Genomic DNA, 14,275 nt, shown 5'->3' with positions numbered 1-14,275 from the left:
CGCCGCCGGGGCAAATTCAAGACATTCCTTTCGTCGGCGGCATCATCTTCGTCCCCGGATCACGAGTCTCTCAGCCAGACGAGCATCTCGCCGGGATCGCGGTTGTCCCAGGCAAAATAGGGAACGGCGGTAACTTTCGTCTCCTCCACCGCCGGTGGTTCGGTGCGGTAGAGCCCGTCTTTCCAGTTTTCAGAGGCCTCTTTTTTGGCGACGGCCGAGAGCGTGACGATGCCCCCCAAAAGGTTGGGCTGCTCACGCGCCTCGATGTTTGCCGTCCTTGGCAAGGCGATGCGGTGCAGTTGGCTGGCATTGTCGGTCTCCTCGACGCAATAGATCAGCGGGCCGCGGGCAAGCGCGACGCGGCCGATATCCTGCCGCACCTCCGAATTGGCGTAGAGACGGTTGACGGCCATTTCGAGATCTAGCTCGACTTGATCGCCCTTGCGCCATTCGCGGCGGATTGCGGCGTAGCCGTCGTTGATTACATCCTCCAGATCGACTGCCTCCCCGTTCACCTTGAGCGCCGCCTTGCGGCACCAGGCTGGCAGGCGCAGGTGCAAGGTAAACTCGGTCGGCGCCTCGGGTTCGACGCCGATCGACACCGCGCCGTCCCATGGATAAATGCTGGCCTGGGTCAGCTCTATCTGCGTCCCCGCGATATCGAAACGAGCCGTGCTGTTTCCATAGAGATGGACGGCGAGTGCATCGTCCGACAGACTGTAGAAATAGCTGCCGATCGAAGCCACCATGCGCCCGATATTGGGCGGGCAGCACGGGCAGCGATGCCATTTCCAGCGGTTGTGCTCCCCCCGGCTTTCCAGCGGATTTTCATAGAAGAACAGCGAGCCGTCGAGCGACAGGCCCGAGATCGAACCGTTGTAGAGAGCTCGCTCCATCATGTCGGCATAGCGGGCATTCGGACCCATGCCGAGCATGCGGCTCGCCCAGAACACCAATCCGACCGAAGCGCAGGTCTCGGCATAGGCGGTGTCATTGGGCAGGTCGTAGTCGGCGGTAAAACCCTCATTGTGCGACGATGGTCCAATGCCACCGGTGATGTAGAGGTTCTTGGTCGTGAGATCGTCCCACAGCCGGTCGAGCGCCACCCGCAGCGTGTCGTCGCCATACTCGGTCGCGACGTCGGCCATGCCCGAATAGAGATACATCGCTCTGACCGCATGGCCGACGACCTTGTCCTGATCGCGCACCGGCTTGTGCGACTGGCTGTATTCGTAGGTCTTGAAATGATACGCTCTGGGGTCCACGCCGCGGGCACGCGCCTCCTCGTCGAAATAATGCGGCTGCTGCCCGCGCTGGTCGATGAAGTATTTTGCGAGGTCCATGTATTTCTGCTGGCCTGTGACCCGCGCGAGCTTGACCAGCGCCAGCTCGATCTCCTCGTGGCCGCAATAACCCTTCTTCTTGCCGGGCTCGGGACCGAACGTCTCGGCGATATGGTCGACATAGCGGCACATGATGTCGAGCAGCTTGCGCTTTCCCGTCGCCTGGTAATAGGCGACCGCACCTTCGATCAGGTGGCCGGCGCAATAAAGCTCGTGGCAATCGCGCAGGTTGGTCCAGCGCAAGCCGGGCTGGATGCGCTGGTACCAGCTCGACAGATAACCGTCGGGCTGCTGCAGCTTGCCGTACATGTCGATGACGGCGTCGATCTTCTGCTCCAGCTCGTCATTGCGGCGGCGATAGAGCGAGTAGGCCGCGGTCTCGATGGTTTTGCCCCAATCGCTGTCCCAGAACATCTGGGTCGTCACCGTAGATCCCGTGAACTCGTTGCCGGCGGTGGCTGCCTCGTCCGGCGAGGGTGAGTGGAACGGAATGACGACGCCGGGCGACGGCCGGTCAGGGTCGATCTGCTCCAGCATGCGCGCCTCGACGCAGCGGTCATAGAGGATATCGGCGGTCCTGGTCGCGACGGCATCGACACGGTCGCCCCAGAAGCCGCGCACATCGACCTGCGGCACGGGCAGCGGACGGAAGGCGAGTTTTGGCTTGCCCAACTTGCCGGTTTGGCCCGGCGTAGTGCCCTGACTGACGGATTGCGATGCGGTCATCAATTTACTCCGGTTCGATTCGATTGGTCACTTCACGGCCCCTGCCATGAGGCCGCGGATGTAGAAGCGCTGCAGCAACAGGAAGAGCACCAGGCATGGCACCATCATCACGGTGACGCCGGCCTGCACCGCGCCCCAGTCGATGGCGCCGAAGCGGCCGGACTGCAGCGCCGTCATCATGATCGGCAGCGTGAATTTGGACTGGTCCGTCATCAGCACCAGCGCCGCCAGGAATTCGTTCCAGGCGCCGAGGAATGCGAACAGCGCGATGGTGACGATGCCCGGCCAGACCAGCGGCAGCATCACCCTCAGCAGCATGGTGACATTGTTGGCGCCGTCCATGCGGGCGGCTTCCTCGATCTCGCGCGGCACCGCGTCGAAGGCGTTGCGCATCATGAAGATCGAGAACGGCAGCTGCAGCGTGACATAGACGCAGACCAGCCCGGTCAGCGTGTTGTGCAGGCCGATCTTGGTCAGCACCAGGAAGATCGGCGTCAGGATCGACTGGAACGGGATCATGATCGTCGACAGGATGACGACGAAGAGCAGGTTCTTCAGCGGAAAGCGGAAGCGCGAGAAACCGTAGCCGGCCAGCACGCTGACGATCACCGACAGCACCACCGTCATGACAGAGACATAGATGCTGTTTTGCGCCGGCAGCCAGAGGCCATCGCCGAAAGTGTTGAGCGTGGCGTAATTCTCGACCGAAAAACCCGTCGTCGGCCAGGGCGGCAGCGGCGGCTGACGCGACTCCTGCGCCGGCTTGAACGCCGAAAGCACGGTCCAGACGATCGGCGCCAGGAACAGCAATGAGGCGATGATGCCCGTCGAGTGCTCGGCGATCTGCATGCCGATGCGGGTTCTGCGGCTCCTTGCCTGCGCCATCAGTCAACGCCCTCCGGTTGGCGCAGCAGCCGCAGCTGGATCAGGCTGAGCGCGACCAGGATGATCAGCAGGATCATCGACAATGCGGCGCCGTAGCCGAGCTTGAACGACACGAACGACTGATTGAAAATCCAGTAGACGGCAGTCAGCGTCTGGTTGCGCGGCCCGCCGCGCAGGATGATGTAGAACTGGTCGAAGGCGAGCACCGAACCGGCAACCGACAGGATCAGCGCCAGCGCCAGGGTGCGGCGCATCAACGGCAGAGTGATGGCGCGAAACCGCGCCAGCGGCCCTGCCCCGTCGATCATCGCCGCCTCCTGCAGATCCGGCGGGATGGATTGCAGGCCGGTCATCAGGATGATCATGGTGAAGCCCGCCACCTTCCAGACGACCATGGCGATGATCGACCAGAAGGCCGGCTGGAACGTCGCCAGCAGATTGACCTTCTTCTCGGTCAGGCCGAGTTCGAAGGCGGCCGGGCTGAACAGGCCGGAATCGACATTGAGAAGCCAAGACCAGAGCAGGCTGGCCGAGGCGAAGCCGATGACCGCCGGCATGAAGAAGGACGTCCGGTAGAAGCCGGTCAGCGGCCGCGGCCTTTCGATGAAAAGCGCCAGCGGAAAGGCGACGGCGAAGATCGCGATCGTCACCACCACCGTGTAGTAGCCGGTGAATTTGAGTGCGTTCCAGAACCTGGTGTCGCGCAGGATCGCCCAGTAATTGTCGAGGCCAATGAAGCTGTGCGCGCCCATCAGCGGCCAGTTGTGCAGCGACATCCACGCCGTCATGCAAAGCGGGATGATGAAGAAGACGACGACAAGGGCGACGGCCGGCGCGACGTAGAGCAGGCCGATCCACTGCCGACGGCCGGCGCCGACCAGTTTGCGGCGACGCGCTGGGGTGGAAATTGCTGCGATGGAGGTCATGCCTGGCCGCTCACTGGGTTCAGGGCAACCGCAACGGGAAAAGACCCCCTCACCCGGATCGCTAACCGAATTGCAAAGGGCAATTCGGGGCAATCCGACCTCCTCTCCCCGAGTGGAGAGGAGGTCGCCAGCGTTGGCGCCAGCCTCTTCTCCCCAGCGGGGAGAAGGTGGCCGCGAAGCGGCCGGATGAGGGGGTCTTTTCTCAACGCGATAGCCCTGCTGTTAACGCTGCGTCCCCCTTGAGGGGAGGGTCCGGCCGAAGGCCGGGGGTGGGATCGCCTCCGACCCGCGCCGACGCAAAAGAACGTCGAGCACTGCCGCAACGACCCCACCCGGACCTGCGGTCCGACCTCCCCTCGAGGGGAGGTAACGCCTACTGTTGCGGCGCCGAGTCGATGATCGACTGCATGGTTTCCTGCGCATTGGCGATGGCGCCATCGACGTCTTCGCCGAAGAAGACCTCGTTGACCATCTGGTTCCACGGACCGTTGGCGGAGTTGATCAGGTCGTTGAACACCACCGAATAGGGCGTGCGGCCCTTGGCCATCGCCTCTGCGGCGACCTTGTAGCGCGGGTCGAGCTCCTTCAGCGCCTCATTGGCGATGTCGCCGCGCACCGGAAGGCTGCCATATTTCGCCAGGATGGTCTGGCCTTCGAGCGAATAGGCGAAATCGAGGAACTCCTTCACCACCGCGATCTTGGTGGTGCCCTTGGTGACGACGAAATTGTCGCCGCCGGCGAACGACGACCAGCCGCCATCCTTGCCCGGCAGGAAGGTGACGCCATAGTCGATGTCTGGGTATTGCGTGTTCAGCGCGCCGATGGCGAACGCGCCGGACGGTGAGATGCCGATATTGCCGGCGGCAAACGCCGCAAAGAAGTTGGAGCCGGTGTCGGTCTGCGCGCCTGCCGGCACCAGGTCCTTCTTGACCATCGAGCGGTAGAGGTCGATGGCGCCGCGCAGCTGCGGGCTGTCGAGCGTCGCCTTCGAGCCGTCCTCGGTGAGGATGTCGCCGCCCGAGGCCCAGATCAGCGGCGTGAAGGTGAAGATGTTGCAGCCGCCGCAATTGCCGGAGAAATAGAATCCCCTAGTGTCGCCGCCGAGCGCGTTGACTTTCTCGGCATAGGCTTCGATCTCGGCCCAGTTGGTCGGGCCCTTTTCAGGGTCGAGACCGGCCTGCTTGAACAGCTTCTTGTTCCAGATCAGCACCGAACTATCGGCGGAGAACGGCAGCCCGTAGATGCGCCCCTTGTAGGTGCCGGTCTTGACGTGCGCCGGCGACAGGCTGTCGAAATAAGGCAGGGATTTCGCCCAGTCGGTGATGTCTTCCAACTGGCCGGCGGCAGCGAAGGACGGCGTGTAGATCAGGTCGAGCGACAGCGCATCGGGTGCTGTGCCGCCGGCGGCGGCCGCGCCGTATTTCGGAATGATCTCGGCATTAGGGATGATGTCCAGCTTGATCTGGCTCTCATGCCCCTTGTTGAAGGCGTCGACGATGCGCGGCATGAAGTTCGAGCCGTCGGCCCGAACCCAGATATTGGCGGTCTCGGCGGCTGCGGCTGGGAAGGCAAACAGGCTCGCGGCAAGCGCGAACCCGGCAATTATGGTCTTCATGGTTCTCCTCCTCATGTTTTTCTCCTCATGGTTCTTTCCTGCGGCCGCGCTCCCCGCGCGTTATCTTGGCCTCAGCCGTCCGGCAGACGGCCGCATGACTGACGCACCACCAGCCGGCACGGCAGTTTTCGGATGCCCGGCTCGGCGGGTTCGCCGCCGACGAGCGAAAGCAAGGTGAGGCCGGCCTCGCGCCCGAGTGCCGCCAGGTTCATGTCGACGGAGGTCAGCGGCGGGCGGGTTGCCTCGGCTACGATCTGCCAATTGTCGAAACCGATGACGCCGACATCGTCCGGCACATCCAGCCCACGCTCGCGCAGCGCGTCGATGACGCCGCGCGCGATCTGGTCGTTGCCGCAAAAGACGGCATCGGGTTTTTCGTCCCCACTCTTCGACCGCACACCGTCGAAGAGCTTCTTCACCGCCTCGTGACCCCATGCTTCCGACCACGATCCGAGCAATGGTTCCATGACCGGCAAGTCTTTCTCGGTCAGCACGTCACGATAGGCCTGTGCCCGCGCGTGCACCACCGCAAAACTCGCCGGCCCGGTGACATGGGCGATGCGCCGCCGCCCGAGCCGCCAAAAATGCTCGACCGCCAGGCGCGCGCCGCCGGCATCATCAGACACAAAGGCGATGGCGCCAGGATCGGGCTGGGTGAAAGCATAGATCGTGGGAACGCCGAGATTAGACAGATCGACCGGCAGATGGCGGTCGATGCGTTTGCCGGTGGCGATGATGCCGTCGACGCGCTTGTCGAGCATGGCGTCGACATGGAGCTGGCCGAGGCGCTTGTCGTCCTCGACATTGCAGAGAAACACCGAGACGCCCTTGTCGACCAGCGCATCCGAAATGCCCGACATGACCGGCAGCGAAAAGCGGCCATAGGTGTCGTTGGTCAACAGCCCGACGGTGAAGGAGCGCCGCCGCAACAGGCTCTGGGCCAGGCTGTTCGGGCGAAAGCCAAGCCGCTGTGCCGTCTCGCGAATCCGCTCGCGCGTCTCGGCGGTCATCCGCCCCTGCCCGTTCAGCGCTTTTGAGGCCGTGGCGACGCTGACGCCGGCAAGGGCGGCTACCTCTCGGAGCGTGACGGGCTTGGCGAAGACTGGCTGGGCGTCGGAAGCCATGATGTGCGCGGCGAATCCCTTAGTTGGAAAAAGGTTTTCTCTTATCGTCCTGCGAGGCGCTGACTGGTGAGGTCAGCGGATGCGGGCGATTTGGGAAAAGGTTTTCTCAGAGAGATTAGGGGAAGGATGCCTAGATGGCAAGAGGAACAGCTTCGGTTTTGAGCGTGTCTAAGATTTTCGTGCCAGGTGCCGAGATCTACGTCGCTTTGCGCCATTTGCAGAGGTCAGCGAGTGCAGCCACTATGGTCCCAACTCGTGTTCATAGCGGACGTTTCCGGTCTGACGCCGCGCGGATCCCTCCCGCCATTGATGCGATCGAGTTCGCAGCCACCTGGCGGAAAGGCAGAAGGTTCTGATCCGCCCTTTCTTGCTGCTGCGGTAGGAAGACTTCTTGATTCAGCCACCAGCCCAAATTGCTGGATTTGGCTCCCCAAGAAGGATAGGCTTGGTTTTTGGTTCAAGCGATGGAACAGAGACTAGCCGCAATTCTGGCTGCCGATATGGCGGGCTACAGTCGGCTAATGGAGGCCGACGAATCCGGCACGCTCGCACGCCTTCGGACCCATCGCATAGAACTGGTCGATCCCGCCATCGCGAAGAACAAGGGCCGGATCATCAAGACCACGGGAGACGGCATGCTCGTTGAGTTCCAGAGCGTGACCGATGCCGTGAAATGCGCCGTGGAAATCCAACAGCGCATGAAACGGCGCAATTCGGATGTGCCGCAAGAACGGCGTATCGAATTCAGGATCGGCATAAATCTCGGCGACATCATTTTCGAAGATGAGGACATTTTCGGCGACGGCGTCAATATTGCCTCGCGCATCGAGCAACTCGCCGACGTCGGCGGTATCTGCGTGACCGCAGCGGTGGCGACCCAAATTGCCGACCGTCTCGAAATTGCCATGGAGGACCTGGGCGAGAAGACGCTAAAGAACATCAGCCGCCCGGTTCGCCTCTATCGCATTGGGCTTGACAGTCCTGTCCTGCCGGAAGTCGAGGCAAAGCGATCCATCTCGAAACCTTCGATAGTGGTGCTGCCATTCAACAACATGAGCGGCGACTCCGAGCAGGAATTTTTCGCGGACGGACTGACCGAGGACATCATCACCGAACTGTCCCGCCACCATGAGCTGTTCGTCATCTCGCGCAATTCCGCCTTCGTCTACAAGAACCGCGCCGTGAATGTGCGCGAGGTGGCCGAGAAACTCGAAGTCCAATACCTGGTGGAGGGAAGCGTCCGCAAGATCGGCGACAGGGTGCGCGTGACGGTTCAGCTCATCGACACGACGAATGACGCTCATATTTGGGCAGACAAATATGACCGGAAGCTGGACGACATATTCGCGATTCAGGATGAGGTGACCGCGGCGATCGCAGCCACGCTGCCCGGTCGTGTCGAGGCGGCTCAGCGAGACCAGCTCGCGCGGGCGAAACCTGCAAACATGGCCGCCTATGAATGTGTGCTTGCTGCCAAGGTACTGCATCACCGAAGCACGATTGCGGATAATGAACGCGCGCAAACCTTGATAGGCAGGGCCGTCGCGCTCGACCCCGATTATGCTCATGCCCATGCCTGGCGGGCCTGCATCCTCGGCCAGGCCTGGGTCCATAACTGGTGCGAAGACAGGGATGGCGTCTGGAACGACATCATGGCAGCGCTGGACAGGGCGCTGGCGCTGGACGACAACGATGCCGATGTCCACCGCATCCTCGCCGCAGTGAACGTGAACAACAATGAGCTGACCACAGCGCGCTACCATCAAGAGCGCGCCCTCGCCCTCAATCCCAATTACGACCTCGTGGTGGTGCAGCAAGGCGAGTTATTGACGTGGCTGGGGAGGCCGGAAGAGGGAATTGAATGGATCCGCAAGGCAATGCAGTTGAACCCGCACCACCCGGAGCGGTTCTGGAGCCATCTGGGGAAGGCGCATTTCGCGGCGCGCCAGTATGGCAAAGCGATCGAAGCTTTCATGCATCTGTCAACCATGGACTCGGTTCAGCACGCTTTCGCCGCTGCCTGCTACGGCTGGCTCGGCGACGAAATCGCGGCCGCGGCACATCTAGGCAAGATCAGAACGCTCGATCCCCAATTCGACCTCGATCCATTTATCGCCACCCTGCACTATGCCCAGGAGTCTGATGTGCAGCACGTCCGCGAAGGACTGCTGAAAGCCGGTATTGCCGACCTGTAGCCAGCCGCAACTACGAACCGGATCAAATCGGGACAGGCAAAAAAGATCGCCCCCCACCCGATGCGGACTTGTGGCATGACCGAACGACGGGCGGCTTAGGGTCAGAGGCGGCCGTTCCACTCACCTACCAACACGCCGCCCGCCGGCGGTGCTTCACTGCTTGAAGCAGTGGTCGCGGTGCCACCGCAAGAAACGAGGATGCGGGCGTTCAAACCGTCGGCCCGGCGGAAGTGCGCGGCGAGTCTTATTTATGAATGCCTGCACGCTATCGAGGTCATTGACCTGTCGCGAGATCAGGATTTCCAACTCATCGGATAGGCTGATCAATCCGCGATCAAACATCCAGTGCGCCGTACCGGATAGTGCGATCCCATTGTTGATGACATCAGGCCCGTTCGCTTCGACCGGTCGAATATGGGCGGCAGAAACCTCTGCTCGGCCGCCGCCATTTATCAGCTTCAGTCCCGTGATCGCGCACCGCTCATCATAGGCGCGCAAGACGATGCGACGGAAAATGCGGTCCCGCACAATTCGCGATCCGATGTAGTTTACGCGATCACGGCTCTGCTCGAATTCGAATGGCGCCTGCTCATCCTGAAAACCAGTAGATGTGCCGACCCCATCAACGCGCGGCAGCAGCAACTCATTCGTGTCCAGGCCCAGATCAATAATGCGGTTGAAATCGGCCGGACTGATTGGGCGGACCGCCGATTGGGCGCGACCGGAAATCCGTCCTTGGTCGTTGAGCAAGCTTCGTTCAACGAGACCATCCGTTCCGTTAAATGGCACAGGATTGACGAAATCGAGATAGGTTCCTGGCTCAATCAGAGCGAGATACATGTCAGGCGTCACAGGATCGGGAATGATCTGTTGGACTTTGGCTACGGCGTAATAGCCACGGGTATCGTTTACCTTGCTAGGCTCGTAGTAAATGATCCAGTCGCCGACGCATGCTTCGACGCGGCGCAGGTACGGGCGAGGAAACTGATATTGCTCTGCTGGGCGGTCATTGTAGATCGAATCTGAGCGGTGAATGAAGACCCCGAATCCCATGATCTTCCTGCAAATGCGTTCTTTGGGAATATCTGCCTCAGATGTAACACCAATCCGATCTTGGGAACTTAGTCCAGGTCGGAGGAGCTTTTCCCCATGGTATCGGTCCTTTGATAGGGAACGCCTCTACAAAGCGACCGCGCTATTTTCACGGAGCGTGTCGTAGAAGCCCCGCGCCGGTCGTCCTCTGACAGAAGGAGAGCGCCATGCGAAAGCTTGTCGTCACCGAATTCATCAGCGTCGATGGCATCGCCGGGGTCGAGAAGCTGCCCGGCGTGATGTGGAACGATGAAAAGCAAAGGTTCAAGGAGGACGAGCTTGCCGACAGCGGCGCCATGCTTTTGGGGCGCACGACCCATGAGATTTTTGCCGAGCGGTTCAACGCGCTGCCGAAATATGTCGCCTCGACCAGCCTAAAGGCGCTCGACTGGCTCGCCAATCTCAAAAAGATCGCGGCCGCCAAGCCTGAAATCGTCGTGCCGGGCCACATGACGGCGCAGGCCGCCACCGACCTCTCGGGCGTCGAGCACACCAAAACCTATCTCATCGCCTTCGAGGAAGAACTGGCAAAGTCCAAGGACGCGGCCTCGCTCAAGGCCGCCATGGAAGCCCGCTTCACCTTGGGCGGGCGGAAGCGCGCGACGGGGTAGAGCGTGTATCGGATGGACGCGCCGCGTTGTGCGGATCAGCAGGGTCGTTCCGACATCGCGCTCCAGCCGCGCCACCTGCTAGCTGACGACCGCCTTGGTGATGCCCAGCCGCTCGGCAGCCCGCGTGAAGGAGCCGGCATCGATCAAACCTCGAGTGATTGCCCTGCTGGAACTTCGGCGTCACTGGGGTGTTGCACGGAGGAGATCCAGAACCGATGCCGCAGATCGCAAACAATGCCGCCGCCGAACGACCCGTCCGAGGCAGCGTAAAGCTGTTCCTGTGCGGCGACGTGATGCTCGGGCGCGGCATCGACCAGATCCTCGCCAATCCAGGCGATCCGCACCTCTACGAGCGCTATGTCAAATCGGCGACGACCTATGTCGAGCTTGCCGAACGCATCAACGGCCCGATCCCGAGAAAGGTCGACGATGCGTATGTGTGGGGCGATGCGCTCGCGGAACTGGACCGTGAAGCGCCCGACGCGCGGATCATCAATCTCGAGACCAGCATCACCACCAGCCTGGCTTCGGCGCCCAAGGGGATCAATTACAAAATGAACCCCGCAAACATCGGCTGCCTGGCGGCGGCGCGGGTAAGCTGCTGCGTGCTCGCCAACAACCATGTGCTCGACTGGGGTGAGCCTGGCCTCGTCGAGACCCTCGATACGCTCCGGCACGCCGGCCTCGCCTATGCCGGGGCCGGGCTTGACGCGGATGAGGCGGCGGCGCCTGCCGTAATCGAACTGACCGGCGGAGGCCGCGTGCTCGTCTTTGGCTTCGCGCTCGAGACCAGCGGCGTTGAAGCTTCATGGGCAGCCGGAACCTACAAGCCAGGGGTCAACCTGCTGGCCTCGGCCCGGTCGATCGCACAGATCGCCCGATCCGTCGAGGCCATGAAGCAGCCTGGCGACCTCGCAGTGGCCTCGACCCACTGGGGCGGCAACTGGGGCTACGAAGTCCCCACGGAAGAACGAGCGCTTGCCCATGCTCTCATCGATGTTGCAGGTTTCGACGTCGTGCATGGGCACTCCTCCCACCATCCCAAGCCGATCGAAATCCATGACGGCCGGCTGATCCTTTACGGATGCGGCGACTTCCTCACCGACTATGAGGGAATCACAGGCTACAAGATCTTTCGCGGTGGGCTTGCGCTGATGTACCTGCCGCGGCTCGCGATGCCTGAGGGCAGGCTTCTTTCGCTCGAGTTGGTGCCGTTCGAGCTCCGCAAATTCCGGCTAAACCGCGCCTCGCCCCAAGATGTCGCCTGGCTCGCGGCCGTGCTTGAGCGAGAGAGCTCGCCCTTCGGCACTCATGTGGCGCTCGATAACCGTCTCACTGTCCTTTGGTGAAGCTGGCAGCCTGCGATACTCTAGCGTTCAAGCCGCTCTGGCCGTCCTCGGCCAAGCGCACCGTCGGCGCGGGCCTGCAGATAGGCGTAGATGTCGTCGATGTAAGGAGCGACGTTGGGGTCGTCGGCGAAGCCCTTCATCACCGAAGGGCCGCTGCGCACGCCGTCGCGAACGCTGCGCCGGAAGACCTCGATGCCGGGCAGCCGGTCGACAAGTGCCGAGGCGAACGTCGAGCCCATCCCGTCGGGACCATGGCAGTGGTTGCAGCTGCCATGGTAGCGACGGAAGCCGTTATAGGTCCGCGCATCGACCTTGCCGCCGACAATTTCGTAGAACTTGCCTGAAGCCAGCTCAGCTTGCGAAGACGCGGCGAAGCCGGCGACAACGGAAAAGATGACGACAGACGGGAGGACGAGCCACAGGGACATCGTCTGTCGCCCACGTTGCAGGCTCATCCAGCGCCGTCGCAACGCGCATGCCCCCGGATCACTCGACCTTGGATCACTCGACCTTGGATCACTCGACGGCGGTCATCAGTCGACGGCGGGCTTCGGAGAAGAAACCACGATCCCGTCTATCGGTTGTGGGCTGACGACAAGCTTGCCGCCGACACGGGATATCTCGATGATCTGGTCCGACTCTCCCAGCTTGCCCGGCACGGAGACCGCGACTATCTGGTTCTCGGTCAGTGTCGCCACGAAACGCACTGGCAAGCCTGCCTCGCCCTGCGCGATGGTGGTGACCACCCGATAGCCGTCCTCCTGAGGCGTATAATAGACGACACCAAGGAAGCCGGCGAGATCGATGCTTTCAGCCTTCATGGCGCCAAGCTCGTCGGCATGCGCGGGCATCGCCGCCATGCAAAGTGCTGCGAAAGCAATGTATCTGTACATAATGCTGCTCCATCCCGAATTGTCCGAGCCGAGCCCGGCTTAACGTTTCAGCAATAGGCGGTCGCGCGCCGTGATAGTCGGCGCACGCAGGCAGAATTCTTGATTAGTCCCCCCGGCTGCATCACAGTGGCGAAGGCCCGCGAGCCAGGAACGCGCTGAACCGCACTGGTTATCACAGTTAAGTGTGACCTTGTCTTCTGGGGCGCCAGTATTCCACCGCCCGGGTGCTTGCGCATCCCCTGTTTGGGGGAGATAATTGGAATTTAAGCGCTCGCTAAAATATGGAGAGGCGAGAGCACCTGCGAGAGCGCGCTGCTTTCCGCGTCGGACGCGCTGTCGACATGCGGGGGGCGTCGATGGCCAAGGCATTGTCGCATCATGACCTGTCGAAGCTGATCGGCTCGATCTACGATTGCGCACTCGACCCGGGGCGATGGGAGCACGCGCTGGCTGGGATCAGGGATGCGCTCGATGCCCAGACTGCGGTCCTGCACCTTGACGATCTCGCCAACGACCGGCTGCTGATCTACAGGACCGTGGGAATAGAACCATACTGGCTGGAGCAACAGGCAAAATATATCCCCGAGATCCACGCCCGGCTGCTCGAGGATCTCTCGACATGGCCTTCGCTCGATATGCCGCATGTGGTCTCACGCCATATCCCTCAAACCTACCTGGAGACCTCCCGATATTTTCAGGAGTGCCTGAAGCCGCAAGGCCTGGTCGACGTCATGTCGTTCTTCCTGATCCACACCCCTACCCGTCTTGCCGGCTTCGCCGTTGCCCGACACAAGCGGCAAGGCATTATCACCGAGCGCGAAATCAAGCTTGGCAGACTGTTGCTGCCGCATGTGCGCCGTTCGGTGATAATCAGCAACATGCTGGACATCGGCACTGTCGAGCGCGCAGGAATGGCCGAGGCGCTCGATGCGCTCACATGCGCCGTGGTCCTCACCAATGAACGTGGCGCCGTCCTGCACGCCAACCGCTCGGCCAAGCACATGCTGCGCAGCGGCGGCCCGATCCAGGATGTCCGGGGCATTCTGCAAGCGAAGATCCCGTCGGCTTCCAGGGAGCTTCACAGCGCCATCATGCTTGCGGCTCAGGATGAGGTCAGCATCGGCAAGACAGGGCTTGCCGTCCTCCTCACCGAATCCGGCCTGCCGCCCGTCTTCGCCCGCGTGCTGCCGATGGCCGGCGGCGACCTGCGCGCCGGCATGGAACCCGCGGCGGTAGCCGCGGTGTTCATCGGCAATGCACCGGACGAGCACGACGCCGCCGGAATGCTGGCGAGAGCCTTTGGGCTTACGCTGGCCGAAACCCGTGTGCTCGCCAGCCTTGTGGCCGGGCACACCCTGGCCGAGACCGCCGCCAGCCTTCATATTGCCAACGCGACCGCCAAGACGCATCTCGACAATATCTTCCAGAAGACCGGCGCCTCCCGTCAGGCCGATCTGATGCGCCTTGTCATGCAGATCGTTCCGCCCGCGGGGCAGCCTGGTCCCTGATCACACTC

Annotated in this window: 11 protein-coding genes and 2 pseudogenes; 4 read left to right on the top strand and 9 right to left on the bottom strand. The window is 61.9% G+C overall.

Translation table 11 applies throughout. From position 1 onward, the window contains the following. Positions 1–59: 59 nt before the first annotated feature. The 5 genes from EN807_RS25785 to EN807_RS25765 form a co-directional block, all read right to left on the bottom strand. Positions 60–2,069, bottom strand: a complete 2,010-nt coding sequence (locus EN807_RS25785) for a glycoside hydrolase family 127 protein (protein ID WP_135937200.1) — start codon at positions 2,067–2,069, stop codon at positions 60–62. A 27-nt stretch (positions 2,070–2,096) separates the two neighbouring features. Continuing rightward, positions 2,097–2,954 (bottom strand): carbohydrate ABC transporter permease, encoded by an 858-nt coding sequence (locus tag EN807_RS25780; protein ID WP_065009682.1) that lies wholly within the window; start codon positions 2,952–2,954, stop codon positions 2,097–2,099. Continuing rightward, positions 2,954–3,880, bottom strand: coding sequence for a sugar ABC transporter permease (locus EN807_RS25775; protein WP_095521830.1), 927 nt, complete (start codon positions 3,878–3,880; stop codon positions 2,954–2,956). Before EN807_RS25775 ends, EN807_RS25780 begins: the two co-directional genes overlap by 1 nt. A gap of 373 nt (positions 3,881–4,253) precedes the next feature. Continuing rightward, complete coding sequence (locus tag EN807_RS25770) at positions 4,254–5,495, bottom strand: sugar ABC transporter substrate-binding protein (protein ID WP_135937199.1); 1,242 nt, start codon at positions 5,493–5,495, stop codon at positions 4,254–4,256. Between the two features lie 71 nt (positions 5,496–5,566). Further along, on the bottom strand, positions 5,567–6,619 hold the full coding sequence (locus EN807_RS25765; RefSeq protein ID WP_135937198.1) for a LacI family DNA-binding transcriptional regulator: 1,053 nt from the start codon (positions 6,617–6,619) through the stop codon (positions 5,567–5,569). A 464-nt stretch (positions 6,620–7,083) separates the two neighbouring features. Here EN807_RS25765 and EN807_RS25760 point away from each other — a divergent pair, with 464 nt between their 5' ends. Next, positions 7,084–8,814, top strand: coding sequence for an adenylate/guanylate cyclase domain-containing protein (locus tag EN807_RS25760; RefSeq protein WP_135937197.1), 1,731 nt, complete (start codon positions 7,084–7,086; stop codon positions 8,812–8,814). Between the two features lie 153 nt (positions 8,815–8,967). Here EN807_RS25760 and EN807_RS25755 read toward each other — a convergent pair whose 3' ends face one another. After that, on the bottom strand, positions 8,968–9,867 hold the full coding sequence (locus tag EN807_RS25755) for an HNH endonuclease (protein WP_135937196.1): 900 nt from the start codon (positions 9,865–9,867) through the stop codon (positions 8,968–8,970). A 428-nt stretch (positions 9,868–10,295) separates the two neighbouring features. Between EN807_RS25755 and EN807_RS35720 the strand changes: the two are divergent. Continuing rightward, a pseudogene (locus EN807_RS35720) lies at positions 10,296–10,484 on the top strand (MBL fold metallo-hydrolase); the annotation flags it as partial. Positions 10,485–10,526: 42 nt separating this feature from the next. Here EN807_RS35720 and EN807_RS36785 read toward each other — a convergent pair. After that, positions 10,527–10,676, bottom strand: a pseudogene (locus EN807_RS36785) (LysR family transcriptional regulator); the annotation flags it as partial. A gap of 56 nt (positions 10,677–10,732) precedes the next feature. Between EN807_RS36785 and EN807_RS25740 the strand changes: the two are divergent. Next, complete coding sequence (locus EN807_RS25740) at positions 10,733–11,866, top strand: CapA family protein (RefSeq protein WP_135937194.1); 1,134 nt, start codon at positions 10,733–10,735, stop codon at positions 11,864–11,866. A 20-nt stretch (positions 11,867–11,886) separates the two neighbouring features. On the opposite strand, the gene EN807_RS25735 is transcribed toward EN807_RS25740, so the two are convergent. Together EN807_RS25735 and EN807_RS25730 are read right to left on the bottom strand one after the other, a co-directional pair. Continuing rightward, positions 11,887–12,294: a c-type cytochrome gene (locus EN807_RS25735; protein WP_135937193.1), complete on the bottom strand. Its 408-nt coding sequence runs from the start codon at positions 12,292–12,294 to the stop codon at positions 11,887–11,889. A gap of 105 nt (positions 12,295–12,399) precedes the next feature. Beyond that, a complete protein-coding gene (locus EN807_RS25730) occupies positions 12,400–12,759 on the bottom strand; it encodes a hypothetical protein (RefSeq protein WP_135937192.1) in 360 nt (119 codons plus the stop codon). Positions 12,760–13,115: 356 nt separating this feature from the next. Here EN807_RS25730 and EN807_RS25725 point away from each other — a divergent pair, with 356 nt between their 5' ends. Next, the gene (locus EN807_RS25725; RefSeq protein ID WP_189522577.1) at positions 13,116–14,267 is read left to right on the top strand and encodes a helix-turn-helix transcriptional regulator; all 1,152 of its coding nucleotides are present in this window, start codon (positions 13,116–13,118) and stop codon (positions 14,265–14,267) included. The last annotated feature ends 8 nt before the right edge of the window (positions 14,268–14,275 follow it).

This window comes from Mesorhizobium sp. M5C.F.Ca.ET.164.01.1.1 (assembly GCF_004792125.1).
In the GTDB taxonomy this organism is placed as follows: domain Bacteria; phylum Pseudomonadota; class Alphaproteobacteria; order Rhizobiales; family Rhizobiaceae; genus Mesorhizobium; species Mesorhizobium wenxiniae.
Note: the sequence above shows the minus strand (reverse complement) of the source record. Positions and strands in the feature narration are given on the sequence as shown.